The organism is Corynebacterium mustelae, from assembly GCF_001020985.1.
Taxonomy (GTDB): Bacteria; Actinomycetota; Actinomycetes; order Mycobacteriales; family Mycobacteriaceae; genus Corynebacterium; species Corynebacterium mustelae.
Genome location: NZ_CP011542.1, coordinates 233,889 through 257,196 on the forward strand (window position 1 = coordinate 233,889; position 23,308 = coordinate 257,196).

33 protein-coding genes and 1 tRNA gene are annotated in these 23,308 nt (G+C 52.9%); 33 read left to right on the top strand and 1 reads right to left on the bottom strand.

Annotation, left to right across the window (positions count from 1 at the left end):
- Positions 1-151: 151 nt before the first annotated feature.
- Complete coding sequence (locus CMUST_RS16720) at positions 152-313, bottom strand: hypothetical protein (protein WP_158408178.1); 162 nt, start codon at positions 311-313, stop codon at positions 152-154.
- A 226-nt stretch (positions 314-539) separates the two neighbouring features.
- Between CMUST_RS16720 and CMUST_RS01060 the strand changes: the two genes are divergently transcribed.
- The 33 genes from CMUST_RS01060 (at position 540) to CMUST_RS01210 (ending at position 23,301) form a co-directional block, all read left to right on the top strand.
- Positions 540-737: a hypothetical protein gene (locus CMUST_RS01060; RefSeq protein ID WP_144414087.1), complete on the top strand. Its 198-nt coding sequence runs from the start codon at positions 540-542 to the stop codon at positions 735-737.
- On the top strand, positions 737-1,030 hold the full coding sequence (locus CMUST_RS01065) for a hypothetical protein (RefSeq protein WP_047260958.1): 294 nt from the start codon (positions 737-739) through the stop codon (positions 1,028-1,030). Before CMUST_RS01060 ends, CMUST_RS01065 begins: the two co-directional genes overlap by 1 nt.
- Entirely contained in the window at positions 1,020-1,205 is a 186-nt protein-coding gene (locus tag CMUST_RS01070; protein ID WP_047260959.1) for a hypothetical protein, read from the top strand. Before CMUST_RS01065 ends, CMUST_RS01070 begins: the two co-directional genes overlap by 11 nt.
- Positions 1,206-1,259: 54 nt before the next feature.
- Entirely contained in the window at positions 1,260-1,472 is a 213-nt protein-coding gene (locus CMUST_RS01075) for a helix-turn-helix domain-containing protein (protein WP_144414088.1), read from the top strand.
- Positions 1,473-1,475: 3 nt separating this feature from the next.
- The gene (locus CMUST_RS01080) at positions 1,476-2,024 is read left to right on the top strand and encodes a hypothetical protein (protein WP_047260961.1); all 549 of its coding nucleotides are present in this window, start codon (positions 1,476-1,478) and stop codon (positions 2,022-2,024) included.
- Between the two features lie 4 nt (positions 2,025-2,028).
- The gene (locus CMUST_RS01085) at positions 2,029-2,256 is read left to right on the top strand and encodes a hypothetical protein (RefSeq protein WP_047260962.1); all 228 of its coding nucleotides are present in this window, start codon (positions 2,029-2,031) and stop codon (positions 2,254-2,256) included.
- A gap of 13 nt (positions 2,257-2,269) precedes the next feature.
- Entirely contained in the window at positions 2,270-2,431 is a 162-nt protein-coding gene (locus CMUST_RS16725; protein ID WP_158408179.1) for a hypothetical protein, read from the top strand.
- A 146-nt stretch (positions 2,432-2,577) separates the two neighbouring features.
- Positions 2,578-2,754: a hypothetical protein gene (locus CMUST_RS16730; protein WP_158408180.1), complete on the top strand. Its 177-nt coding sequence runs from the start codon at positions 2,578-2,580 to the stop codon at positions 2,752-2,754.
- A 227-nt stretch (positions 2,755-2,981) separates the two neighbouring features.
- Entirely contained in the window at positions 2,982-3,227 is a 246-nt protein-coding gene (locus CMUST_RS01095; protein ID WP_047260964.1) for a hypothetical protein, read from the top strand.
- Positions 3,224-4,003, top strand: coding sequence for a hypothetical protein (locus CMUST_RS01100; protein ID WP_047260965.1), 780 nt, complete (start codon positions 3,224-3,226; stop codon positions 4,001-4,003). The genes CMUST_RS01095 and CMUST_RS01100 overlap by 4 nt, the downstream gene beginning before the upstream one ends.
- Positions 4,003-4,437, top strand: coding sequence for a hypothetical protein (locus tag CMUST_RS01105; RefSeq protein WP_047260966.1), 435 nt, complete (start codon positions 4,003-4,005; stop codon positions 4,435-4,437). The genes CMUST_RS01100 and CMUST_RS01105 overlap by 1 nt, the downstream gene beginning before the upstream one ends.
- Before the next feature lie 140 nt (positions 4,438-4,577).
- Positions 4,578-5,651, top strand: a complete 1,074-nt coding sequence (locus CMUST_RS01110; protein WP_047260967.1) for an HNH endonuclease — start codon at positions 4,578-4,580, stop codon at positions 5,649-5,651.
- A 212-nt stretch (positions 5,652-5,863) separates the two neighbouring features.
- The gene (locus CMUST_RS01115) at positions 5,864-6,436 is read left to right on the top strand and encodes a hypothetical protein (RefSeq protein ID WP_047260968.1); all 573 of its coding nucleotides are present in this window, start codon (positions 5,864-5,866) and stop codon (positions 6,434-6,436) included.
- Between the two features lie 223 nt (positions 6,437-6,659).
- Positions 6,660-6,731: transfer RNA gene (locus tag CMUST_RS01120), tRNA-His, on the top strand.
- A 26-nt stretch (positions 6,732-6,757) separates the two neighbouring features.
- Positions 6,758-6,973, top strand: coding sequence for an Acb2/Tad1 domain-containing protein (locus CMUST_RS16495; protein ID WP_047260969.1), 216 nt, complete (start codon positions 6,758-6,760; stop codon positions 6,971-6,973).
- A complete protein-coding gene (locus CMUST_RS16265) occupies positions 6,945-7,268 on the top strand; it encodes an HNH endonuclease (protein ID WP_158408181.1) in 324 nt (107 codons plus the stop codon). Before CMUST_RS16495 ends, CMUST_RS16265 begins: the two co-directional genes overlap by 29 nt.
- A gap of 294 nt (positions 7,269-7,562) precedes the next feature.
- Positions 7,563-8,195 (top strand): hypothetical protein, encoded by a 633-nt coding sequence (locus CMUST_RS16270; protein ID WP_236690136.1) that lies wholly within the window; start codon positions 7,563-7,565, stop codon positions 8,193-8,195.
- Positions 8,155-8,589 carry a phage terminase small subunit gene (locus tag CMUST_RS01135; RefSeq protein ID WP_047260971.1) on the top strand — a complete coding sequence of 145 codons (435 nt, stop codon included), beginning with the start codon at positions 8,155-8,157 and terminating at the stop codon, positions 8,587-8,589. The genes CMUST_RS16270 and CMUST_RS01135 overlap by 41 nt, the downstream gene beginning before the upstream one ends.
- Before the next feature lie 22 nt (positions 8,590-8,611).
- The gene (locus CMUST_RS01140) at positions 8,612-10,249 is read left to right on the top strand and encodes a terminase (protein WP_047260972.1); all 1,638 of its coding nucleotides are present in this window, start codon (positions 8,612-8,614) and stop codon (positions 10,247-10,249) included.
- The gene (locus CMUST_RS01145) at positions 10,246-11,631 is read left to right on the top strand and encodes a phage portal protein (RefSeq protein WP_144414089.1); all 1,386 of its coding nucleotides are present in this window, start codon (positions 10,246-10,248) and stop codon (positions 11,629-11,631) included. Before CMUST_RS01140 ends, CMUST_RS01145 begins: the two co-directional genes overlap by 4 nt.
- A 17-nt stretch (positions 11,632-11,648) precedes the next feature.
- Positions 11,649-13,070, top strand: coding sequence for a VG15 protein (locus CMUST_RS01150; protein WP_047260974.1), 1,422 nt, complete (start codon positions 11,649-11,651; stop codon positions 13,068-13,070).
- Positions 13,067-13,405, top strand: coding sequence for a hypothetical protein (locus tag CMUST_RS01155; protein ID WP_047260975.1), 339 nt, complete (start codon positions 13,067-13,069; stop codon positions 13,403-13,405). The genes CMUST_RS01150 and CMUST_RS01155 overlap by 4 nt, the downstream gene beginning before the upstream one ends.
- Positions 13,406-13,478: 73 nt before the next feature.
- Positions 13,479-14,018, top strand: a complete 540-nt coding sequence (locus tag CMUST_RS01160; RefSeq protein ID WP_047260976.1) for a hypothetical protein — start codon at positions 13,479-13,481, stop codon at positions 14,016-14,018.
- A 20-nt stretch (positions 14,019-14,038) separates the two neighbouring features.
- The gene (locus tag CMUST_RS15695; protein WP_052844465.1) at positions 14,039-14,407 is read left to right on the top strand and encodes a DUF2190 family protein; all 369 of its coding nucleotides are present in this window, start codon (positions 14,039-14,041) and stop codon (positions 14,405-14,407) included.
- A gap of 15 nt (positions 14,408-14,422) precedes the next feature.
- Complete coding sequence (locus tag CMUST_RS01170; protein ID WP_047260977.1) at positions 14,423-15,328, top strand: major capsid protein; 906 nt, start codon at positions 14,423-14,425, stop codon at positions 15,326-15,328.
- Positions 15,329-15,330: 2 nt separating this feature from the next.
- Complete coding sequence (locus CMUST_RS01175; RefSeq protein ID WP_047260978.1) at positions 15,331-15,723, top strand: hypothetical protein; 393 nt, start codon at positions 15,331-15,333, stop codon at positions 15,721-15,723.
- Between the two features lie 3 nt (positions 15,724-15,726).
- Complete coding sequence (locus tag CMUST_RS01180) at positions 15,727-16,035, top strand: hypothetical protein (RefSeq protein WP_047260979.1); 309 nt, start codon at positions 15,727-15,729, stop codon at positions 16,033-16,035.
- The gene (locus CMUST_RS01185; protein WP_047260980.1) at positions 16,035-16,352 is read left to right on the top strand and encodes a hypothetical protein; all 318 of its coding nucleotides are present in this window, start codon (positions 16,035-16,037) and stop codon (positions 16,350-16,352) included. The genes CMUST_RS01180 and CMUST_RS01185 overlap by 1 nt, the downstream gene beginning before the upstream one ends.
- Positions 16,353-16,361: 9 nt before the next feature.
- On the top strand, positions 16,362-16,784 hold the full coding sequence (locus CMUST_RS01190; protein ID WP_047260981.1) for a phage tail termination protein: 423 nt from the start codon (positions 16,362-16,364) through the stop codon (positions 16,782-16,784).
- Positions 16,785-16,836: 52 nt separating this feature from the next.
- Positions 16,837-17,769, top strand: a complete 933-nt coding sequence (locus tag CMUST_RS01195) for a hypothetical protein (protein WP_047260982.1) — start codon at positions 16,837-16,839, stop codon at positions 17,767-17,769.
- Positions 17,770-17,849: 80 nt separating this feature from the next.
- A complete protein-coding gene (locus CMUST_RS01200; RefSeq protein ID WP_047260983.1) occupies positions 17,850-18,236 on the top strand; it encodes a hypothetical protein in 387 nt (128 codons plus the stop codon).
- Between the two features lie 146 nt (positions 18,237-18,382).
- On the top strand, positions 18,383-18,649 hold the full coding sequence (locus tag CMUST_RS01205; RefSeq protein ID WP_144414090.1) for a hypothetical protein: 267 nt from the start codon (positions 18,383-18,385) through the stop codon (positions 18,647-18,649).
- A gap of 17 nt (positions 18,650-18,666) precedes the next feature.
- Positions 18,667-23,301: a transglycosylase SLT domain-containing protein gene (locus CMUST_RS01210; RefSeq protein ID WP_047260985.1), complete on the top strand. Its 4,635-nt coding sequence runs from the start codon at positions 18,667-18,669 to the stop codon at positions 23,299-23,301.
- Positions 23,302-23,308 lie beyond the last annotated feature (7 nt).

The following is a 23,308-nucleotide window of genomic DNA, read 5'->3' on the forward strand; positions in this document are numbered from 1 at the left end:
GGGATGGATCAGGGTAAATGATGAAGAATCCCCCGGCGGGGCGACGCCAGGGGAAGTGTGGGTTCCAACAGAGAGACAGCGCGAAGCCATCACGTGGCGGGGTGAGCTGTTGAGAAAGGTTGAAGCCCACAAGGCAGAGGCACTCTACTTACTAGCTGCGTGGGTGATGTCGATCCTTAAAGTCTTCGGCAAGCGCAAGCGCTAAGTACCACAAGGCGTCTGCTATCTGACGCTCAAACTCGGTGGTCGCAGCAGTTTTAGCCGAGCCAGCGCAGGCAGCAGCAATCTTTACGGTTTGAAGCTTATCCATCATTTTCACATCCTTTCTCAGGCAACAGTCCAGAGAAGGATTCTAGCCCCGTCGCCTAACTTCGTTGGGGCTGGGGTGTCGAAAAGCATAAATATTCGCTCATTGAGGAGCAGTGCAGTTCCCATCGATGAGCGGTAGGTCAGATAGCGACCTGGGAAAAGTGAGGCCTTTTGGTGAAAAGGCGTCGAAAATCCGCTCCTTGATGAGCGGTTACAGAATGGAAAAGGATATGAAGGACGAATTTGCAGAGATGCTGCACAGCTATATAGCGAATCGGATTGCCGGTGAGGAAGTGCTGCTTGCACAGATTCCAGTCGGGACTAACGAGTGGGATCAAGTTGATCGAGCGATTTTCGAGCTGAACAACATCTTGAGTGGCTTTGAGGCCGCTGTGGCCGGACGTAACCCTTTGGAGGTGATGGCGTGATGAACGAATCAACTGTAGGCGTATCGCTGGATGATGTTCGTGCAGCGTCGTGGGCGGGGCCGGTGCAGATTCTTCGGTATGGGTCCGATGATGATGAACGCGTGATGCTGCGTGTAGCTGATGGAAGCAAAAGCCCTATGCAGATTTCGCTTGATCTAGACCAAGCGGCTGAGCTTGCGCGGAAAGTTCAGATGCTATCGCGTCCGCGTTACAAGGAAGTTCGGGCGTATGGCGGGAAGTTACTGCGTCGGGTTGAGCGTAAGCCTGGGGAGGATGACGGTGATGAGTGCTGATCGTGAGTGGATGGCGAAAGAGATCGCTCGCAGGTCGAGGCGGGTGCTATTGCCGGAGCAGCTTGGAGCCGTTGATGCAGAGCAGATCATGAATGCGCTTGATGATGAGGGCTATATGGATCTGCGGGAGGTTCCAGCGCACGTACTGGAAGACAAGATTCGGGAATCAGTGTAAAGGAAAACCTGCATGTGTGAGGTCACATGCAGGCATTTAGAAAAAGGATATGACATGAAGAGTATCACAAAAATGTATTTGAGTGTAAGCGAGTTAGCGGCGATGTCACCGTATTCAGCGGCTCGTATACGGAGGTTCTGTAGGGAAGGCAGTTTGAAATCAACGAGGCGTCCGGCTGGCCCTGGTGGTGGTAAGAACACGATGTTTCTTATTCGTCCTGAGGATTTCAAGAGCTTTATGGAATCTCGTTCTGGCGGAGGGGTGTAAGTCATGAAGACTGAGCAGATGGCTGTTGTGCCTGAGGTGGTTTCTGATCCGGTGTCGACACTGGCGCGGTCGAATGAGAAGTTGGTTTCGATGCTTGCGGAGCAGCTGGGTAAGCCAACTGCCGCTAGTGGAGCGGCTGAGGTTGAAAAGCTGCGCTTGGCGCAGGACCGGATCAAGGAACTGGAATCGGTTCTAGCGTCAACGCAGCTGCAGATGCGCGAGGAAGGCAAAGAACTCGCCGCGTGTAAGCGAGACCTAGTGTCACATCGCGATGCCGCGGCGGCGCACGCTCTCGAAAACCAGTTGTTGAAAGAGCAACTGGCTGCGGAGAAAAAGAAAGTATCGGATGTTGAAAAGAAGCTAGAGGTCGCTCTTGTTCAGGAAGCTCCCGATGAAACAGCGCCCTCCGAGTATGCGACGAAAGTTTCTCTGGTTGATCGGGCGTGGAAGAAATTTTCAGAGCTGTGGGTTGATGACTCGGAAGGTGACATATATCTAGCTTTCGGCCAGCTGGAAAGGGCAATTGGAAATCTTTTGGAAGGGAAGAAATAGGGATATGACGATCGTAGTTTTAATCGGGCTGCTGCTGGTCTCGGCGATCACGGCAATGGGAATGGTTGATGCGAACCGAAAAGCGGAGATGGCGCTTGATGAGGTGGAGATGCTGCGGGTGCAGCAGCGGTGGGACTCGGAGCGCATTGAAGAGCTGAGTCATGAGCTGTTCGAGGTCATGCAGCATGTTGGTATCGTGCGTGTACCAGGGGAGGTGTGTGATGCCTCCTAGGGGGCCGGGTTGGGTGGCTGCTCATGGAGCGTCAGCAGCTTTTATTGATACGCATGCCGGTGTTGCTGCGACGAATTCCCGAGGTCTTGCAGAGGTGCAGCAGGCCATTGATTTCCAAGTTCGTGCTTTCGTCGACGCATGGTCGGAGGTTGCTGATATGAAGCGGGGTCGGTAGTGCGAAGAGTTCAGGAGGTTCGTAGAGTTGTATACCCCGGTTCCGGAAAACTTGTCTCAGTTGCTTTTACGAAAGACCTACCTTCACATGTAGAGATGGGCGATATTAGGGCATCGGTTCCGCAGTTTTTCGTGACACACGAGGTTATGTCCACGAGGATGGTGCAGATTCATGGACGCAGCTTCGCCAAAATCATTGACATTGAGCAGTGGGTGCTCTCGTATATCGCGGCCGATTACCGCAAGCAAGCTCAAGATTTGGGCGAGCTACTCCAATGGGTAAAAGAACTAGGGGCGGACATTGAAGAACCAACCTACGTGTAACAGATGCGGAAAACCGATACGAATCAACCGCATGGAAAACGGCAGGTGGGTGTTGCTCGAACTTCTGCCGTCGGATTCCGGAACATGGTTGATTTCCCATGGTATCGCTCGCTATCTGAACGTTGTGGAACGAGAAAAGGCACACATGCAAGGTCGGCGGCTATATGCCCACCATAACGATCATTGTCCAAATAAAAAGTTCAAATAAAAAGGGAGGTTTGAGGGGTATGTGTGAAACGTGCGAAAAGTCAGCCCAGTTTTTAGATAGCGCACGAAACGACTGGGCGAGTGTGTTCGGGAATGAAGAAGTGGTGATTGCGTCGTTCGCCCCGGATATCGGTAGGCCGATTATCGCGTGGAATAATTCCGATCTTCGCCAGGTTGCTGTGAATCTTCGGAAGTTTGCTGCTGGGCTGCTTGATTTTGCTGATGCGTTTGATGATTCAGTACCGCGGGAGATTGTGGAGCAATGAGTGCAATAGCTGACCGGATGCCGCAGTGGTCCACTGTTATGGCGTTTGCTGATGAGTTTTTGGCTGCGGTCGCGGCGTCGTTGAAGTTTGCTGGTGCTAAGCCCCCGAGCTATAACGTGATCCAGTTTCGTGTGGAAGACGACGTGGTTATTATTTGCGCTGCCGATGGCACTCAAATGTGCATGGTTGAAGCGGATTGCGACTTTACTGATGTGACTGATCGCGACGTTGTTTTTGAGATCACGAAGAGAAACGCTGCTGCCATTGTGAAAGAGATTATCCCTAAGGAATCCGACGAGGAGTGTGATGCTCGTGTTCGGGTGGATATCGGCGAGTCCATTATCAAGGTTATTGATGAGTCAAGTGATGGGGCTGGCGTAAGGGAGTTGGAGTTTACGCGGCTGGGGCCTACGCTGCCGGTGAATCCTGTCAAGGTTCTTCGCGGTATGTATGACGAATTTTCTTCGTTCGAGGATTCGGAGGGTGGGCATCAGGTGAAATTGTATGACCATCAGTCAGCTTCGCTAAGCCGGGCGTCGAAGGTTTTGGGGGTTGTTCCGACACTGACGCCGGTGGATCCTGGGGACTATGACTCTCGTGTAGTTGCGTCGGCTCGTGGGTTTGCTGCGCTATATACCGTAGCGAAACCTGATGCCACTGGTGAGCAACTGGAGATGGAGATAGATACCGGTTCCGCTTCTGAAGCTGATTCTTCTGACGGTGGTGGAGCATCTGTCCGGGTTGTGGAGATCCGTCCACCAAAGGGGGCGTTTTGATGCTGGATTCTAAAAATCTTCGAGCGTTAGCCAAATCGGTGCAAGACTTCGACCTTCGTGATGGGTTGTGTGTAGGTAACGAGAACCGATATTGGGACAGCACCGTCAAGGAGTGGGAGCCGCGTGAGTCGATCCTTAAGCGGCATGAGAAAGCGATAGAGCTGTGTCTGCAGTGTCCTTGTCTTGATGCTTGCCGTGCGTATGCGAATAGCCTTCGTGAGGCGGGGTGTGATGTTGATGGTGTGATTGCGGGTATTCGCGTGGACACTGATAATCGGCCTCGATGTCGTGAGTGTGGCGAATTGATGCAGCCGAAGAAGACGAAGAATCCGAAAAAAGGTAGCCGGGTGGAGTTGGCTTCGGGGTTTTGTACTAGGTGTTATCCGAAGGTGCGTCGACTTCGTAAGAAGCAAAAAGCTGAAAAGGCTGCGTAGGTGAAAGGTAAATGGGATGGATATACGAAGTCCGCCGGTAGTTGGTGTTTGAGTTTGTTGTTGATGTTGGTGCAGATGTTGGAGGTATTCGAAGTGTGTTCGTGCGAGTTAGCTAAGCCCCGGTCCGGGAGTGATCGCTGATGGCATGGGTGAAAGTCGGAGATACTTTTAATTCGGCACCAGAGTGGATGAGCGCGGCTGCGCTTGCGATCTCCCGGCAAGATATTGATCTCGTCGTGAAGTTGAAAGGCTACACGATAGCGTTGTACACGCAGTCAGCTATTGCGTGGTCTGATTACATCATCAACTATGGTACTGCGGTAACCGTGATTGGGATGCACAGTGCCAACCAGGTTATAAGTGATTTATGCAAGATCGGGATACTTACTCCGATCGATGCGGATGATGAGGATAACCCCCGTTGGAAATTATTAGAGCGGGAGGACTTCATCAATGTCATTAAGTCGAACGAACGATTCATGCGTACCAAACGCAGGCGTGATCGCGCCAACGCTTCCTTGGTCGTTCGTGTTCTCCTGCGAGATGGAGAAGAATGCCGCTACTGCGGCGTTGAGGTTAAATGGGGCGATAATAAGTCTGATGATGGTCAGACTTTTGACCACCGTGACCCAGAAGCTCCGACAACACCAGACAACTATGTTCAGTGCTGTCGTGGGTGCAACAGGCTTCGTGCTGAATTCGCGAACCCTGATGATGAGCTTCCGCTTCTTGCCCAACCGGAATATCCGGAATACGGTCCTGGGGTATTGAAAGTGTTACGCAAGTGGACGTCCGTAACGGCGCGGATATGCCGTGAACTAGGTATTCCTAACCCGCTTACTCGTAACAGCGTAAGCGAAACGGATACCTCGGTCCTCACAGCCAGTGAGGCGACGGAAACAAGTATCCCTACTACCCACTCTCCGGTTCTATCTGGTAGCCAGCCAGAGACTGAGCCGCAGCTCCCGGAGGGCGCTAGCCCTCGTCAGGTCGAAGCCGCAAATGAGAAACCCCGGCATGTGCGCCGGGGCCGTGCATCCAGCACGGCTAAAGCGCAAGGTTCTTACCCATCTTCTTCCCCGGTTCTATCTGGTAGCCAATCAGAGACTGAGCCGCGTCGTCTGGATTCAGCAAGTGTGCGTGCTGGTGATGGTGCTAATGGGGGGCTCGGACGCGTGCAATCCCGTCGTCGGAAAGGTCGCCGCCGCCGGTAATCGCTTTAACTTTTTAAAGTGATTTCGGTTTTTGGTGTTTTCTTTTTATTGCGTCGTCGGTTCTTTTGGCGTGCAATTTTTCGGGCGTGCGACCCGAAAATGATTGCAGCAGTCTGAGGGGACAGGATCGGAACGGCCGGGTCGGGACGGGACGGGTCGGGTCGGGTCGGGTAAGCCATTTTTATAAACCTTGTTTGCTAAAGGAAATCTTGATGCTTGATAGATCTGATGTTCATGTGTTGTCGTCGTGCTTGTCGTTTTTATCGAAGAATGTTTTTCTTCTTGATGATCTTCTTGAACCAGTGACGAATCTTGATGAGGAGCGAGTAGGTCGATCATCTCCTGCTTCTAAGGCCCCGTTGGTTCTTGATGTTTTGGAAGTCAAACGTCGATGCGAGATTGTTCTTTTTGGTTGGGCCGCATGCCTTGCGGAGTCATCGGGGGAGCAGGTGCCCGCCGGGCGAGTGGTCGGTGTGGTAGCTGGTTGGCTTTTCGATCGTGTTGGTTTGATCGTTATGCAGGAGTGGGCGCCGGATTGTCTGGGAGAGATTGCCGAAGTGACTAGGAGGGTCCGCGGGATAGTGATTCCTGACGAGATAGCGGAAGTTCCATCGTTGGTGTCTGCGAGGGAGGCGTCACGGTTGTGTTGTCGAGCCGGGCGCAGGTTATCGCATCAGACTGTGAGTGCGTGGGCGGCGTCAGGTGTGGTGACTGACTACCGGATAGCCGGGAGGCGATTAGTGAATGTGCGAGAGGTGTATGAGAAAGCAGGGCAAAGAAAGTAGGAAACCGCAGGGTAACTATATTTTCTTTTGCATCTCTTGACGCCACATGCGCTAAGCTTCGCTTGAAACCTCTGTGGGGATTTGTTCCCTCAGGGGTTTTTCTATGCCATGTGTTAGATCCAGTATGGGAGTTGGCTGGAAAGCTTGGGGGAGCGGAATGTGGGCATTGTGCACGTAGGTTTCCAGTTACTTGCGTCTTTACCTCTTGCTGCGCATGGCTATGGTGACTGTGGCCGAATGGTGAGGCACTAGGTTGTGGTCCTAGATCATGCGGGTTCGATCCCCGTCGGTCACACTGAAACGTCGAGAGAAGGGGCAGTCATGATTGAACGCCGGTTTAATTACGTTAAGCCATCACCGGAATCGCGCAAGCGAATGGCTACGGTGCGCCGTCGGGTGCGAAGCGTTGCTAAGTTCTTTGACGCTGAGTTGCCCGAAGGTCGCGAAAAGGATCGGGCGATAGATGCGCTTGATGATGCATTACTGCAATCGATCGCGGCTATCGCTCGTGAGCGTGGTGATGATGGCGTGGGTTAACGGAGCGTCTCGAACGAGTACGCCAGAGTGGCGTCGCCTGCGCAGGCATGCCAAGAAGATGTTGCCGTATGAGTGTGATGATTGTGGTGACGTTCCAGACTCGGAAGAGCTTCATCTTGACCATGTGGTTCCTCATGCAGAGGGCGGGTCGGATGAGTTGGGGAATCTTGTCTGGCGTTGCGCGTCATGCCATGCGGAGAAGACGCAAGCTGAGGCGCTTCGGGGGATTGCTCGTCGTAAACAGCGCGGCCGCGTTTATGATCCGGATCGGGAGCGGCATCCGGGCCTACTGTAATCGCTTCACTTTTGCTATGTGATCGTGGTCACCGGTAGGGGGTGGGGGTGACCCCAGTGCGACCCTCGTTCGGCTACGGGCCGCATAGCGCCTAGAAGCCCGTACGGGTTCCAGGGTTTTTGCAGGTCAGGGGCATTTTTTGGGTTGTGTGTCTAATTTTATATCCGTGTGACCTGCGGTTTTGCGCTTGGGTTTTTGCTGGCTATGTATCTTGTGGTGTTTCTAGTTTGCTAATTTGGTTATTAGTGCAGCTAGTAACTGGTTTATCGTGACAATAAAAGGTACTATGTAAGTATGGCAAGCGCATGTGAAGTCTGCGGAGATCGGCTGGAAATACCAACGAGGGGGCGCTCCCCGAAGTTCTGCTCCAGTAGATGCCGCCAGCGCGCATGTCGAGCGCGAAAGCTAACCCAATTACCTCGCCGTCTGCGCGACCTTCCTAGATGGGCAGCGGCAAACGGTAAGCGTCCGATCACTCCTAGCGGTCGGCCAGCATCGTCAACCGATGAATCAACATGGACGTCCTATGACAACGTGGCAAACCTGCCGCATGGAATTATGCTCGGTGGAGGTATCGCTTGTATCGATCTGGACAAGTGCATAAATCGTCGCGGGCAAGTAGCGAGCTGGGCACAGAAAATAATTTCTACCGTACCAACCGCTGTTGTAGAGAAGTCCGTATCTGGAAGAGGGCTCCATATTTTCGGATTACTGCCTGAATCGAAAGGTACGCGCCGGGGATGCGCGGAAATCTACAGCCGTGCCAGGTTCATTCGGACAACAGAGAACATTTTTCGAGCTGGTGGTCTTGTAGACCTAGCTCCTGCGGTCACTGTTATCGAGCGGCTGCATCGTAATGGGGAGATACCAAAGAAGGAGGTGGCTCATGCCAGGTCCCGCGCCGAAAAGGAAAGCCCAACGTCGTAGGCGTAACAAAGAACCAGAAGGATTCTCTGTTGTTTCTGCGATAGGGCAATCGGCTGTGAAGCCACCGCCAGAGGATGTGAAGTGGCACATCTACGCTAAGAATTGGTGGCGATCGCTGAAGAAGAGTGGGCAGGCGCAGTTTTATCAGGACTCAGACTGGGCAGAAGCTAAGCTGGTTGCTCAGTTGCTTTCTGAAGAGTTGCGCAGGGAACGCGGACCACGGTCAACGATGATGGATATCATCTTCTCTCGGGCAGATAACCTCCTGACTACTGAAGGGGCTCGGCGTCGCCTGAGGATCGAGTTAACTGCGCCAGCGTCAAATGAAGGGGCGGACGCAACAGTTTCGATGCTGGAGGAATACCGAAAAGAACTGGGGGAGCACGTCCCTTAAAACATGAGGGAGGTGATCGGTGGTGTCTGTCGCACCACAAAACCGGTTGGATACGTTGCCAGAGGGCGTACCGAAACTAACTTTGGGGTGGGAGGCACTGGCGTGGGCTGGGAAATATCTGCACCACCCCAACGGTATTCGACAGGGGAAGCCGTGGAAGTTTACTCCTAACCAGGCTCGTTTCATTCTGTGGTTTTACTCGATTAACGAGTTTGGGGCGTGGAATTACGCAGAAGCTCATCGGCGGTTGGCGAAAGGTTCAGGCAAATCTCCGTTTGCGGCCACAGCAGCGTTGATTGATTTTCTTGCCCCGGTACGGTTGGATCACTTTGATCCGACGATAATCGGCGGGTGCATCGGTAAACCGGTGCAGATGCCGTGGGTGCAAATTGCGGCAGTTTCGGAGAAGCAAACGGAAAACACCATGCGCATGGTTCGAGCGATGGTGGCAAAGAAGCGGAATCCACAGCTGCACAAGGACTATGAGCTTGACCCTGGTAAAACTCAAATAAATCTCGTTCCAGAGGGAAAACTCGAGGTTATTACCAGCTCGGCGACCACCCAAGAAGGTGCCGAAGTAACGCTGGTTATCGGAGACGAGCTTGAACACTGGACTCCATCAAACGGCGGGGTTGAACTCTACGACACGCTGTTGGATAACCTAACCAAATCCGGTAATCGGCTCCTAGGGACCCTTAACGCATGGAAGCCTGGCGTCGGTACCGTAGGTGAAACAGTATTCGACGCGTGGGTTGATCAGGAATTAGGCAAAACTAAAGCCGAGCGAAAAATCCTCATGGATGCGAGGAAGGCACCACCAGATACAACGCTGGCTGACCCAGTCAGTCTGCGTCGCGGGTTGGAATTTGTCTACGCTGATTGTCCATGGGCTGATATTGATGCGATTATGTCTCGCATCTGGACTCCATCCTCAAAACCTGACGATGCAAAGCGAAAGTACCTTAACTGGCCCACAACGTCTTACGATGCATGGGTCCAGCCAACAGACCTGGAACAGATGGCTCGCCCCGACATCAGAGTCGAGCAGGGTGAGCGCATCGCCATGTTTTTCGATGGATCGCTTTCACGGGACTCAACGGCTCTGGTCGGGTGCCGGGTATCCGATGGGCATGTATTTCTTATCGGGGCATGGGAGCCTGGAAACTCTCACGATGGGACAGCCGAGAAAGTCGACGTCGACGCTGTAGACAGAAAAGTCCGTTGGGCAAAGGGATATTACAATGTGGCAGCGTACTTCGCAGATGTCCGTGAATGGGAATCATTCACCAAAGTTGAATGGCCAAGATTATTCCGAGGCTCACTAGCTTTATGGGCGGTCCCGTCAGGTGCAAACGCAGAGCCGGTCGCCTGGGATATGAGGTCTAAACTCTTTGATTTCACCAGAGCATGCGAGCTTGTAGAACGTGAAATTAGTGAGCACTCATTCACCTATGACGGATCTGCGGTCTTGACAACCCACATCACGAATGCGCGCCGGGCCGTGAATCGATATGGAACTTCGATCCGGAAAGAATCCCCTAACTCCGCTAAGAAAATTGATGGTGCGGTTTGTCTTATTGGTGCGCGCATGGTGCGTAGGAAACTGTTGGAAGCTGAATTTGATTCAAATCAATACGACGGAGAGGCGGTGTTCGTGTGAACCGAGATCAAGCGACTGAAGCTGTGCGGGAGTTGCTTTCACAGCATGCTACAGAGTCGATTCGACATGAGCGGATTAATTCGGCTCTGCAGCCGTGGTCGAGGAGACAAGCCGCGAAAATGTTCGGGATCTCTCGTCGTGATAAGAATTATCACCGACATGTTGATTTAGCCATTGATTCGCAAGCGCCATTTTTGCCCCTAGTTCTCGATACTTTCGGCCAAGCAATGAAAGTGGAGAACTACCTCGCTGGCAACAGTGGTGATGAGCAGTCGCCAGCATGGAGACATTGGCAACGCAATTCCATGGACGCAGTCCAATCTGGTATTAACCGAGCAGCTCTCCAGTATGGGGTCAGCTATGCGATAGTGACCGGCAAAGACGCGCGTGATGAGCGTATCTCTCCGATCATTAGTGGGAAATCACCCATGAGCATCACTGCATTCTATGGTGAGTCCCTAGCATGGCCTGGCGAATCTGGAGCCAATTCCGAATGGCCGATCATTGCTGCATATATCAAAGGAAACCGAATCCGCCTCTATGACGAGGAGAATATCTATTTCTTTGGGGCTAAGAACTCTCCGAAGTCTGCAACTAGCTGGAAGGAGCAAGCGTGGAATTCTCCGAGCAATCTGGAATTCATTGAGAAGCGCCCTCACGGAGTAGGCGTTGTCCCGATAGTGCGGTTCCGAGACCAGTGGCTGCTTGATGGTGAATATCAAGCGGGTATGGTGGAGCCTCTGATTTCACTGCAAAAACGGATCGATCGTACTAGCTATGAGATGGGGTCAACGCAGTATGTTGCGGCTTTCAAACAGAGGTATGTGATTGGGTGGAGGCCCAAAGACGAACTCACTGCAGCACGCATGAAAGCATCGGATACGTGGTTTATCAATGAAGACCAAAGCAAGGTAAAGGTTGGCCAATTCGATGAGACGAACGTTGAGCAATACATCAAATCTCGTGAGTCAACAATCCGAGATCTTGCTGCGATTGCGCAGGTGCCTGCTCAATCGCTAGGCGCAGGCACCATTAGCAATGTGTCCGCTGACGGCCTGATTGCGATGGAGCGTGCGAAAGAGTCAAAAGTTTCGGAGCTACAAACAGCCCTTGGTGAAAGCTACGAACAGTTACTCCGGTTGTGCGCTCATATAGCGGGCGATGAAGCAGCCGCGAATGATTTCGCAGCAGAAGTGAAATGGAAAGACACATCAGCGAAAAACATTACGCAGGTAGTTGACGCTCTTGGAAAACTCGCGACCATGCTGAACGTCCCAGCCGAGGCATTGTTGGAAGATATCCCAGGGTTCACCTATGAGCGTATCCAACGGATAAAACGGCTCGGAACGAGCACCCCGGACGCTACCGGAGGGATGTTCTAGCCCAGAAATAGGAGGTGATGGTGTCTAACAAGGATCACTTCCAGGCTAACGCCAGCGCCACCGAGAAGATGGCAAAGGAAATTACGGAGGTAGTTCTCGCGGTTGCGTACCCATCGACTGTTGAACAGCTGTGGGAATTGACCCAGCGTGTGTTTCCTATCATCAGGAAATACCGTCGAGTTTTTTACGATAACGCAGTAACGGAGATGCTAAACGCACTGAGTACTCAGGGGTTAGAGATATCCCCAGCTGCGCCTAGAGCGTATTCCCCTCATGCAACGTGGAAAATGATTGCCCGCCTACTCGGCTGGGACACGACTCAATACCCACTCGATGCCCCGATCGAAGCGTACGCAGATGATTTCCGCACGGCTATTGACGAAAACGTCGTTAAACCTAACCCAACTGCACTAGACCATGAGAAACTTGCGCGCCGGGTAGTAGGCGCTGCGCGAAGACACGCAGCGTCAGCTGGGCGGGATGTGGTTGTGGATTCAGCGCGTTTTTCTGAGATCCGTGATGTGGATACAGAAGAGGTATTAAGACCATCAGATTTTGAATATCCGACACCGGATGATTTTGTGGAGTCGCCGGATGGTGAGTCTGGGATCGTTGTTGGGTGGGCGAGGGTTTTGACCGGCGAGGAGAACTGTCCTTTCTGCGCGATGCTCGCGTCTCGGGGGCCTGTGTACGAGGAGAAGACAGCTTTAAACGCTGCATCACGTGATGGGCGTCGGTACCATGACAACTGTGACTGCACTGCTGTGATGGTGGTTAAGGGGAAACCATGGGATGGGCAAGAGCAGTACGAGGCATTGCAGGATCTGTGGTACAGCGCAGATTTTCAACCGACAGATGAGGAAATCTACAACGGTCTTTTGTCGACTCAGGAGCGCTTTTATCACCGGTATCGGCGTGAACAGCAGATTCCACCGCATCCGGGGATCACGTTGGATCAGAATGAGAAAGGTTCTGCTGTAGTTATCCCGCCTGATGTCTTAGCTGAAGTTGATGATGGCGGGGATCGGTCGTGGTTGGCGAATATGTCTGCTGATATTGGAGCGCACCAGCCTGAGAGCCACGAGTGGAAAACGTTTATCCGATTAGCCCAAAACGGGCATTACGTGCATCTACGTAAGGTGAGCGATCTAACCTCACCTGACGTTTGGTTAGACGGAGTGCTTACTGAATGCAAAGCGCCAAAAGGTGGATCAAAAAACACAATCGCCAATAACTTCAAAGAAGCGAAGAATAATTTTGGTTCGTTCGAAGGGTATAATGGGGTCAAACAAATTGTTCTTGATTGTAATAGATGCCCGATTGACAGCGAGCAGATTGTCAAAGACATCCAACGTACATTCGCAAACCCTCGGTATGTGAGTCTTGACCAAGTAATCATTCTTCTAAAAAACGGAAGTGAGGAGGTGCTGAGCCGATGAGCGATAATTTCTTTTTAAGCACGCAAGCCCCATTACAAATCGTGAAAGATGCCTTCATGGCAGAGGCTTTTTTCGAAGAAACTCGGTTTGATAGTGACGAATTCTTCAATTTCTTCGCTACTGGACACAAACCGGTGCAATGCACCTTCGATATCAGTAATGATGGCGACTGCTGGGACACGCTGATCGCGGTGCGTGAAGGTGAGTACGAACTGCACAGGGATCTTTTCCAAACATTGCGGAATCTGCCATACAAATGCACCTGGATTGATCCTGAAGACGGGACAGAGCAGGAATTCACGCCGAAAGGCGCGCTGCCTCCTGTAGCTGCATAACAAAAACTTCTAACCCTTAACCCACCCCGAGTTTTCTCGGAGGTGGGTTTTTCTATACCCGAAAGGACGAAAAATGAACACTGATTCACTGAACACGACGGAAACCGAAACCAACGAAGAAAACCAAAGCACAACTTCGCAGGAAACTAACTCTACCGACACCAACGGGACTGACAACGTAAATGCGGAGAAGGAAAACGATACTTCCGCCGATGATCTTGCAGCCCGGCTTGAACTCGCAGAGCGTGAGCGCGAATCTCTCCGAGAGGCCGCAGCCAAGTGGAAAGAATATGAGGACTCGCAGAAAACAGAGTCTCAGCGTACCGAAGAGAAACTCAAAGAAATGGATGCGCTGCGGCAAGAAAACCAAGCTCTGAAGCTAGTTGCTCAATACGGGATTAAAGCTGAAGACATCGAGCTTCTTGGTGGGGGTTCACTCGAAGAAATGGAGGCTCGCGCCAAACGGGTAGCGACCCTATACGGCGGTTCTCCCACGCCACCACCAAACAAGCGTCCGTATGAGAACTATTCCTCGGGCGAAGGCGCGCAACGAACGCCAGCCGATGATACATACCCAGAGGACTGGATCCCAGCTGGCCTGAAAACCAAGTAACACCGAAAAGGAGTATTCCAATGGAAGTCACCAAAGTTCACTACAATCCCGCCGACCAAATCACAGTAAAAGCAAAGAAAAAGCTCTCAGCAGGAACCTTTGTGGTGGCGCATTCCGAGGGCATGTCGGGACGCACCCCAGTAGTTGATGTCGCTGGGGCTGATGCCTACCCGCTGGGTGTTGTGGCACACGATTGCGAAGCAGGCGACCACGTGACGATCTACCGAGCTGGTCACGTTGTAGATGTGCTTGCGACTGGTTCAATCGCCGCTGGTGCCAAAGTCAGCACAGCGGCATCCGGCAAAGTCAGCACCGCATCAAATGGGCCGGTCGTAGGGATCGCAGTATCGGCTGCGGCATCCGGCAAAGTCACGATTGCTCTTGTGTAAGGAAGGAATAGAAAAATGAAAAACTCTGGGTTTTATCCAGCTGCTGCACCACAGGTTAAAGATGGTGCTATCACCGTTGATTTGATGTTGCAGGAGCCAACCCGGCTTACTCGTTATGTCGCAGACATAACTCGTTTCAAGATGTTCACCGATCGCCTTTTCTCACCAGGTGAAGCCAAAGGCGGCGCATTGCTCTATGACGTCGCGCTCGCGAACACCGCTCTTGCCGATGACCATATGGGTATCATTGCGCCGGGTGCCTCACATCCGGTTATTGATGTTTCTGATGGTGAACCGAAGATTACGCGTGTAGTAAAGCTTGGTGGTAAGTATGGCATCACCGATGAGGCGAAAGACCGCAACGATATGGCATCGCTTCAGCGAAAAGCTACGCGGGTTGCGAACCAGATGGTCTTTGACCTGGATGCGATGGGTATCACCGCAGTCAAAGATGCCTTTACGTCTTACGACTCGGACACTATTAAGGTGCAGTCGGAAGGGTGGGCGTCTATAAACAAGACTGCCAAGTCTGCTGCGACTGCGGCGAAGTCTATTCGCGCGGATATCAACAAGGCAAAGGTTGAGGGCGAAAAATCGCTTATGGGGTATGTCTACAACCTTTTGATCCTCCACAGTGATGACTATCTGGAATTCACTAACAGCTTTGAAACCAACGAAGCTCAAAAAAAGTACCTGGGCTCGGAGGGGATCGAAGTGATCTCGTCACCGTTAGCAACTAAGGGCGAGGGCATCTTGGCTGCTGAAAAGCAGGTGGGAACCATTGGTATCGAGAAAGCGATGTCTACTTCGACGTGGTACGACGAAGACAAAGAGACCACTTGGGCTAAAACTAACGCTCGCATGGTGTATGGAGTAACTGATCCGCTGGCGATGATCCGACTGCAAAATATCGGGAGTTAAGAATGCAGTTCGCCACTCCTCAAGAGCTTCGTTTGGACTGGGTGCATTGTCCCGTCGATCTAACGGATGAGCAGCTGAATCAAGCATTAGAGAATGCGTCAGTCTGGTTGGCGACACTGTACCCAGCACTGGAAAACGAACTACCTGAAACCGCATCAAAGGTAGTCCGCCTGGTCGTGATTGGCATGGTCAAAAGGTCATTCATGGTCGGCCGGGACGAGGGGGTCAAATCTATCACTGACACTCAGGGGCCGTTCTCCACCAGCAAACAGTTCGCTAATCCAGAAGGGTCACTGTACATCACCAAGCAGGAGCGCCAGCTGCTGGAAAAAGCACTCGCCAATATAGGTAATGCCTACGACGATTTCGCATGCATCGAATCCACAGGGTGGTGACATATGTCCACGCTCACAGTGCTGCGCGCCTCCGCACGTGACCGTCACGGAGATCGCACACATCAATACTCACATGAGATCACTCACGCCAGAGTCGAGTGGGGTGGGCCGCGTGAAGACACCGATCGCAAAACTGTTGTCACAATCCCAACCAAGATTTACATCCGCCACCCGACCGTAGATTTGCGGAAGGGAGACCAGGTGAAAATTCTTGGGCGTTCGCTTCGCGTCATAGACGTGCAACCGTGGGAACACGTGCGATTTGAAGGGATCATCGTAGGCCATGTTGCCATCTGCGAGGAGGTCACCTAATGGAACACGTGCGAATTAAGCTCGACCCAGAAATGCTGCACAGCCCTGACATGAAAGAACTCATGAACAGAGCTGGGCACACAGCAGCAGTGGTCGTAGAACAAGCAGCACCACGCCGAAGCGGGCGACTGGCAGCATCAACCACAGTAGATGTGGCTGTCACTAAGCCATATCGGCGAGGGGCACCGCGCGCAACCGCGACAGTATCGACAAGCGTGGACTATTCAGCATCAGTGGAATTCGGACATAACGGAAAACGCAAACGCGTCACAGGATCCCGAACCCTCGCGTCAGTGGTGGCCACACTGAAAATCTAAGGACAACCAATGAACATACCTGGCACACTAAAATTCCCAGATGTCGAAAATCTCCTGTGCGATTACTTCGACACCGAGACCGCCACCTGGGACCCACAACCAAAGACCTGTACCTACATCCCAGACGACTATCCTAACGAGATCGCCAATAACCCGCTTATCGTAATCCAACGAGTAGGCGGCCCCGCAGATCCTACGATGGACTACCCGCTCGTCGAAATCGGCGTGCTCGCATCCACCAGAGCTGACGCCTGGAACATGTTGCTGCACATACGACAGAGCCTGACGGGGCTACGCGCAACCAAGGATCTCGGAAATTTCAGGGTGGCCGACATAGAAGAAAAAGGTGGGCCACGTATGTCTGCATGGGCCAACCCCGACCACCGGTGGGTGTCAACAATCTACGAACTAGGAATACGACTCCACCGATAAAACTACACCCGGCAGTCCTGTAGGCGCGCCGGGTTTTCACGAAGGAGAGAAAATGTCACACGTCGATTTTTATAAGCTGCAGCAGAAAAACGATAGTTTGTTGCTTGCGGCATTAAACCTCACGATTTTGCTTGCCCCCCGATGGGTCAAGTTTGACGGGCAAATTACGGTAAACGATGAGGGCAAGATTAAGGAGCTTCCGGAGGGATTCTTCTCGGTCGGTCAGATTGAGAAGAAGGCTGGTATGGACATGGCACCAGATACCAAGCTGGCTGGCCCGGAAGGGTATGGGTCTTCAGGCCGCCGTCGCACTCTTGTGGAGGAGGAAACGATTACGTTGTCGTTTACTGCTCAGGAGGCGCGGATTCAGAATCTCGAATCTTATTACGATCTGGGTGTGCACGAGTACAAGGAAAACGCGTTTTATGCGAAGAAGCGCCGCAATGCTCGTGTGCGTGAGTATCAGGCTCTGTGTATCGGATATGACGGTGCTCCACAGGAGGAAATTTATCCGTATTGGTATTACCCGAATGTTTCGTATGAGAAGCGTGGTAAGCAGCAGCTCGTGGATAACAGCACGATGGATTTTCCGTATGAGCTTCTTGCTAAGGAAGATCCAGATTTTGGGGCTTTGTTCGGTTTCGGTATCGCAGGCCCTGGTTTTACTCCGCAGCTTGCTGCTGAGATGGGTATTCCTGAAGCGATTGCTGTGACGAAGACGTTCAAGTTCTCGTTGCAAGGGGCAACCGGTGGCACGTTTGATCTGCGTGTGGGCACAGTAACTGTGAAAGGCCAGGCTCATAATGTCACTCACAACGCACTGCAGCAGGCGCTGCGAAGCGCGGGCCTAGAGGCCGTTGAGGTCTCAGGTAGTGCTGCAGCTGGTTTCGTATTCAAGAAGCTTGGGTCAAAGCCGGTGGTTGATGCGTCGAAGCTGACTGGCGGTGATTTCCCTAAGTCTGTTGACGTGACCGAAGAGTCATAAAGCGGTTAGGGGATAGGAGCGCGGGCGCCTGAAAGACCCGTCCTTTTTATTCGAATTTTCTTCTACGTTAAGGAGTCCCGATGTCTGAGAAACCAACTACCACTGTTGCTGATCGCTTTGAGGAGTTTCGCGCGCGAGCGGTGAAGTCAGGAAAATTCAAGGGCCTGAAGCAGTCGCGGTCGGTAACCGATGAGCCTTTCGTCCTCGGCGAGGAGTATGGCTTCATTAACCCGATTGAGATTGAGAAGCCGAATTTCTCCACTCGGCAGGCGCTGGCGGATGCTGCCGTGCGCGAGGATCTGATTTCCATGCTGAAGATCTTGATGAAGGATGACTTCGGCAAATGGGTAATGAAAATGGATGAAGCAGGTGATGAGGCGGAGTTCATTTCGGCGGGTCTTGTCATCGCCGTAATTGAGCACTTCTATGGCCCAGGCTTCCTGGAGGCTGCTGGTTTTTCTATGTAGTCTCGCTGATTAACTCGTTTGGCGTCGAGATTCGCTGGGATTTTCAGGAAATCCTGCATGTGGATCTCGACGATTTCTTTCTCGGGCATCGTCACTGGAAAACGTTCGAGGAGTTTTTTAAAGGGCTCCCACGGGGAAGTCGCACGATGAGTGCGATCGCGGACGATGACGATGTCGCTGAGGTGTTAATCGGTGAGGTTGAATCTGGAAAACCACCAGCACTGGAGGGGTGGGATGGGCGTGATGACGCTCTGGCAAATATCCAAGATCTTTTGAAATCACTTCTGGCGGCGTTAACGGGGGCGGATTTACCTCCGACGAGGCGGCCTGTCACGGCAGTTGAACGGCTTGAGCGTCGTCGGCGGGAGCAGAAAGAAAACAACCTACTCGATCAGCTTTTACCTGGTCGATAGCGATCAGGAGGTGGGGCATGGCTGAGTATTCAGCTGGTAGCGCAAAGATTACTATTTCTCCGAATTTGGCGGGCTTTGCGAAAAAGGCAAAGGCAGCATTGGAGAAAATGCAGCTGAATGTATCGGCGGATGTTGAGCCAGATGCAGATGGGTTCCGTGCGCGGCTCAAAGAAGAGCTGGGCGTAGTACCTGATGTTGAGGTAGGCGTTGATGCGGATACATCTGTAGCTACAGCGAAGATTGATGCTGCGGCGCAGTCCCGTACCGCGACGATCAACGCTGATGCAGATGTCGCTGCCGCTGAACAACGGCTCGATCGTATCGCACGTGATCGTGTTTCGAAGATTCGTCCTGATGTCGATCGCAGTGGTATTCGTCAGGCTACGGCTGCGTTTCGGGAGATGGGGTCGTCTGCTGCAACTACTGCGGGTTCAGTAGCGCGCATTAGCGGCCTGGGTATCGGTGTTGGAACGATTGGTGTTGCTGCGGCTGGGGCGATTGCTCCGTTGGCTGCGATGGCATCTGCTGCCGCTTCCGCCGCGGGAACATTGCTAACGCTTCCAGCTGCCGCAGCAGCCGCTTCGGCAGGTATCGCAGCCGTAGCTATTGGTGTCTCTGGCATCGGCGGGGCGTTTAGCGCTATGGGGAAATCTGCGACTGGCGGGGCGGCAGACACGTCCAAGGCTGTGAAATCTGCGGCATCGCAGGTTGCTGCAGCTGAACGACGGGTAGCTGACAGTCAGAAAGCTGCGAAAAAAGCCCAGGAAAACCTCAATGAAGCTAGGCGTGAAGCCACTCGTGAGCTGAAGGAGATGAATCAGCAGCTGCGAGATGCTGCCCTTGATGAAGAAGAAGCAGTGCTTGCTGTCGCTAGGGCGAAGCAACAACTACAAGAAACCAATAAGGATTCTAAATCTTCGGAGTTGGATCGGGCAGAAGCTGATCTTGCATACCGTCAGGCTGTTGCTCGCCTGGAATCAACACGTGAGAAAAACAACCAACTTGCACGAGACGTACAGGCAGCCAACGACGCTGGGGTTGAAGGAGCTAAACGGGTCGTCGAAGCCAAAGAACGCGTCGAGGACGCGGTCCAAGCTGAGGCTGATGCTCAGAGGAACCTAGCGGAAGCAATGGAACGTTTAGCGGACGCTGCGTCCACGTCGGCTAGTGGTGGTGTTGATCAGTTCGCTGAAGCTTTAAGCAACCTCTCCCCGAATGCGAGAGCTTTTGTTCTTGCGATCCAAGCGCTTGGTGATCAGTGGCGGGATCTGCGGTTCGCGGTTCAAGACAATCTTTTTGCCGGATTAGATGAATCAGTCACGCATTTGGCGAATGTACAGCTGCCAATCCTCAAGCAAGGACTTGCTGGTATCGCGACAGAGATCAATGGCGGTTGGCGTGCAGCTATGTCCGCATTGGCGTCGGAATCTTCCCAGGTAGGTATGGAACAGATTCTGTCAAATTCCGCTGGGCTGTTTCGAGAGCTGAATACTGCAGCAGTGCCGTTTACGCAGGGGATGATGGATCTAGCTGCGGCGGGATCATCGTATCTGCCGCAGCTGGGAGAGCATCTGGGATCTGCAGGACAGAGGTTAGGCAAGTTTCTTAGCACCGCAGCATCAGACGGAACCTTTGACCGGTGGATCACGAATGGAGTCGAAGCGCTCAAGGGCATCGGGCAAACCATCAGTGACGTCAGCGGGATTGTCAGTGGTGTGTTCAGTGCTGCCGCTGCGGCGGGTGAATCTTCACTATCGCCGTTGGGGACTGTGCTGGGGCATTTAAACCAGTTCGTTAATAGCGTTGAGGGACAAACTGCACTGCAGGGTTTCTTCTCATCAATGACTGAGGGATTAAATGCGCTCGCCCCAATCATGGGGACGGTGCTGACGACAGTGGGTAGCACCATCATGCCTGCCTTGTCTGAGTTCATTCAGGCTGCCGCGCCGGGTGTTGGTGCGTTTGTTGATTCACTTGCGCAGGGGTTTACGGCGCTTGCCCCAGCAATGGGCCCATTGGGTGAGGCGTTTGGCGCGATTGCACAGTCGTTGGTTCCTGTTGTTGAGACGCTTGCGCCGGTGATCGCTCAGATAGCTCAGGGGCTTGCTCCGGCTATTTCGGGGCTTGCTCCGGCGATAGGTCCGGCGGTTTTGGCTTTCGCTGGTTTTGCCAAGGTCAAAGGCTTTATTTCCCCGTTGATTTCGTTGTTCGGTGATGCTGGTGGAGATGAAGGCAGTGGCGGTAAGGGACTTGGTGGTGTCCTGAAGAAGGTCGGCGGGATTGTTTCCAAAGTATCGAAGGTTTTCGGAGTGCTGTCTAAGGGGCTGGTGTTTTTCACCGGCCCTGTGGGGCTGGTGGTTGCAGCGGTAGCGGCGTTGACGGCTGGCCTGGTGTATGCGTATAAGAATTCTGAAACGTTCAGAAACGCAGTGAACAAGGTCGGAAATTTCTTAAAGACCGCTTTTAAAGCCGCGATACAGATTGCAATCAGCGTCATAAAATCGATTATCGGCAAGGTTATTGAGGCGAAAAACAAGTTCGATCACTTCAAAAAAGCCGCCGAGGTCATGGCGCATATCGTTGCCCAGAAGATCAAAGATGTCTGGGAAAACATCAAGTCTCTGCCAGGGAAGATTGGTGAGGTTTTCCGAAACGCGGGCACATGGCTAAAAGATGCTGGACGTAACATCATCAATGGGCTGTGGTCGGGAATCCAAGAGAAATGGGAATCAGTAAAAAGCTGGTTTTCTAACTCCATGGGATCGTTCCTCTCGTCGATCGGTACTGGATCAGCCAACGCCAATGGGTCGGTGAGTTTCTTCGCCTCTGGTGGCGTTCGGGGTCGCGAGGTTCATGATCCTATGATCGTGCCAGCGGGAGACGTTCGGATTTTCGGTGAACGTGAGACCGGCGGTGAGGCGTATATCCCCTTGGCTAATGACTCGCGTCGTCCTCGTGCTGAGGGGATCTTAGGGGCTGTGGCGAACCACTTCGGCCTAGCCGTTGTGGATCAGAAAACCGGAGCCCCGTTTACCCCAAGCTATAAGAAATCATTGGCTCCGAAATCGACCACGTTCTTTGCCGAGGGTGGCGTCACGATTCATGAGCTTGATGATTTCGCGAAGGGGCTTGAGGGCAAGCCCTATGTGTGGGGTGGTGTGAAGTGGGGCGATTGCTCGGGAGCGCAGTCTGCGTTAGCTAGGTTCTCTGTTGGCCTTGATCCATGGGCAGGCAGGTTTGCCACCGGAAATCAAGCATCTGCGTTGCGCAGCCTGGGCTTTACTGCGGGTAAGGGTAAGCCTGGTGATTTCAACATCGCGTGGTTTAATGGCGGACCTTATGGCGGACACACATCGTCAACGCTGCCTACCGGGGTGAACACCGAAATGGGCGGCGCCAGAGGCAACGGCCAATATGGCGGCCGGGCTGCTGGCTGGAACCACCCGCAATACAACGAATTCGCCCACCTACCGCGCGCGTTTTTCCGACAGGTGGAAGTACCAAAAATCGGTGAGTTGGGAAGTCTCGGGAACCTATCTGATGTCGCAGATTTGGATTTATCCGACGTTACAACTGAATCTGCGCAACCGCTAAAAGCTCTACGGTCGTCTACGAAGTCTGATCCTGATTCTTATTCAACAGAATCGGAATCGGGGCCTTCCTCATGGTCGGAGATCGCAGGAAACTTTGCAAAGACCTTCGTTGAGGGCCAAGTTAAAGACTTGGCCGGCACGTTTGGTATTGCCGATGAGTTCCCTCCGCTGATGAAAGCACTGACCGCATACAGCAAGGCAACCAGCCGAGCCCAGGAATCAACCGGGCAACTAGCCGATAAACGGCTAGACGAAATCGCGTCCGCATCGAATACCATCCAGAAACTCGCGCCGGGTGTGCCTGTGGCCACGGTAACTGGTGCGCAGGTGTTGGCTAAGAAGCCGGTGGATACTATGCCTAAACGTGTCCCGGGAGAGATCGGGCATGTGTATGACCCGAAGCAGGGCGCAGAACAGTGGCGGGGTATGGCCATGGAGGCGATGCGTCGGACGGGGTTTGATGCCCGTAATTCTGCTCAGGTGAATGCGATGATTGCCCAGATTAAAACTGAGTCTGGCGGTAATCCGCGCATTGCCCAGCAGATTGTGGATGTCAACGGAACCGGTGAAAAAGCTGGCGTGGGTTTGCTGCAAATCATTCCAGGAACTTTTGCGGCCCACCGTGATCCGGAGTTACCTAATGATCGCAAGCACCCGTTTGCGAACATGGTGGCTGCGCTGCGGTACTACCGTTCTCGGTATGGTGGCGACTTGACCACCCATTGGGGAAAGGGTCGTGGCTACGCCAACGGCGGATCAGTCTGGGGTCCTGGTGGGCCTACAGACGATCTGATTCCGATCATGGCATCAAATGGCGAGATCGTGATCCGGGAAGCTGCAGCATCTGTCGCACGGCCACTACTAGAGCGTGTGAATTCGGATCCGTCGTATGCGCGGTATCTGCAACAGGAAACCGTTGGTGGACGGATAACCGACACGTCCCATTCCGGGAAAAACATTGAAGTGCACTACCACATCGAAACGAACAACCTTGATGACGGGCTGCGTCGCGCGGAAATGCACGCACGTCGTGAGGTGATCGGAATGATGGGTGTCTAACACGTAA

Coding starts and splice junctions, on each gene's coding strand:
- CMUST_RS01075 (WP_144414088.1), top strand. CDS start 1,260: ATGAAGAGTATCACAAAAATGTATTTGAGTGTAAGCGAGTTAGCGGCG.
- CMUST_RS16270 (WP_236690136.1), top strand. CDS start 7,563: ATGGCAAGCGCATGTGAAGTCTGCGGAGATCGGCTGGAAATACCAACG.
- CMUST_RS01180 (WP_047260979.1), top strand. CDS start 15,727: ATGTCCACGCTCACAGTGCTGCGCGCCTCCGCACGTGACCGTCACGGA.
- CMUST_RS01065 (WP_047260958.1), top strand. CDS start 737: ATGAACGAATCAACTGTAGGCGTATCGCTGGATGATGTTCGTGCAGCG.
- CMUST_RS01160 (WP_047260976.1), top strand. CDS start 13,479: ATGAACACTGATTCACTGAACACGACGGAAACCGAAACCAACGAAGAA.
- CMUST_RS01060 (WP_144414087.1), top strand. CDS start 540: ATGAAGGACGAATTTGCAGAGATGCTGCACAGCTATATAGCGAATCGG.
- CMUST_RS01115 (WP_047260968.1), top strand. CDS start 5,864: ATGCTTGATAGATCTGATGTTCATGTGTTGTCGTCGTGCTTGTCGTTT.
- CMUST_RS01135 (WP_047260971.1), top strand. CDS start 8,155: ATGCCAGGTCCCGCGCCGAAAAGGAAAGCCCAACGTCGTAGGCGTAAC.
- CMUST_RS01110 (WP_047260967.1), top strand. CDS start 4,578: ATGGCATGGGTGAAAGTCGGAGATACTTTTAATTCGGCACCAGAGTGG.
- CMUST_RS16720 (WP_158408178.1), bottom strand. CDS start 313: ATGATGGATAAGCTTCAAACCGTAAAGATTGCTGCTGCCTGCGCTGGC.
- CMUST_RS16730 (WP_158408180.1), top strand. CDS start 2,578: ATGTCCACGAGGATGGTGCAGATTCATGGACGCAGCTTCGCCAAAATC.
- CMUST_RS01170 (WP_047260977.1), top strand. CDS start 14,423: ATGAAAAACTCTGGGTTTTATCCAGCTGCTGCACCACAGGTTAAAGAT.
- CMUST_RS01085 (WP_047260962.1), top strand. CDS start 2,029: ATGACGATCGTAGTTTTAATCGGGCTGCTGCTGGTCTCGGCGATCACG.
- CMUST_RS01150 (WP_047260974.1), top strand. CDS start 11,649: ATGGTGTCTAACAAGGATCACTTCCAGGCTAACGCCAGCGCCACCGAG.
- CMUST_RS01210 (WP_047260985.1), top strand. CDS start 18,667: ATGGCTGAGTATTCAGCTGGTAGCGCAAAGATTACTATTTCTCCGAAT.
- CMUST_RS01195 (WP_047260982.1), top strand. CDS start 16,837: ATGTCACACGTCGATTTTTATAAGCTGCAGCAGAAAAACGATAGTTTG.
- CMUST_RS15695 (WP_052844465.1), top strand. CDS start 14,039: ATGGAAGTCACCAAAGTTCACTACAATCCCGCCGACCAAATCACAGTA.
- CMUST_RS16495 (WP_047260969.1), top strand. CDS start 6,758: ATGATTGAACGCCGGTTTAATTACGTTAAGCCATCACCGGAATCGCGC.
- CMUST_RS01105 (WP_047260966.1), top strand. CDS start 4,003: ATGCTGGATTCTAAAAATCTTCGAGCGTTAGCCAAATCGGTGCAAGAC.
- CMUST_RS01100 (WP_047260965.1), top strand. CDS start 3,224: ATGAGTGCAATAGCTGACCGGATGCCGCAGTGGTCCACTGTTATGGCG.
- CMUST_RS01095 (WP_047260964.1), top strand. CDS start 2,982: ATGTGTGAAACGTGCGAAAAGTCAGCCCAGTTTTTAGATAGCGCACGA.
- CMUST_RS01200 (WP_047260983.1), top strand. CDS start 17,850: ATGTCTGAGAAACCAACTACCACTGTTGCTGATCGCTTTGAGGAGTTT.
- CMUST_RS01080 (WP_047260961.1), top strand. CDS start 1,476: ATGAAGACTGAGCAGATGGCTGTTGTGCCTGAGGTGGTTTCTGATCCG.
- CMUST_RS01155 (WP_047260975.1), top strand. CDS start 13,067: ATGAGCGATAATTTCTTTTTAAGCACGCAAGCCCCATTACAAATCGTG.
- CMUST_RS01205 (WP_144414090.1), top strand. CDS start 18,383: ATGAGTGCGATCGCGGACGATGACGATGTCGCTGAGGTGTTAATCGGT.
- CMUST_RS01070 (WP_047260959.1), top strand. CDS start 1,020: ATGAGTGCTGATCGTGAGTGGATGGCGAAAGAGATCGCTCGCAGGTCG.
- CMUST_RS01185 (WP_047260980.1), top strand. CDS start 16,035: ATGGAACACGTGCGAATTAAGCTCGACCCAGAAATGCTGCACAGCCCT.
- CMUST_RS01175 (WP_047260978.1), top strand. CDS start 15,331: ATGCAGTTCGCCACTCCTCAAGAGCTTCGTTTGGACTGGGTGCATTGT.
- CMUST_RS01190 (WP_047260981.1), top strand. CDS start 16,362: ATGAACATACCTGGCACACTAAAATTCCCAGATGTCGAAAATCTCCTG.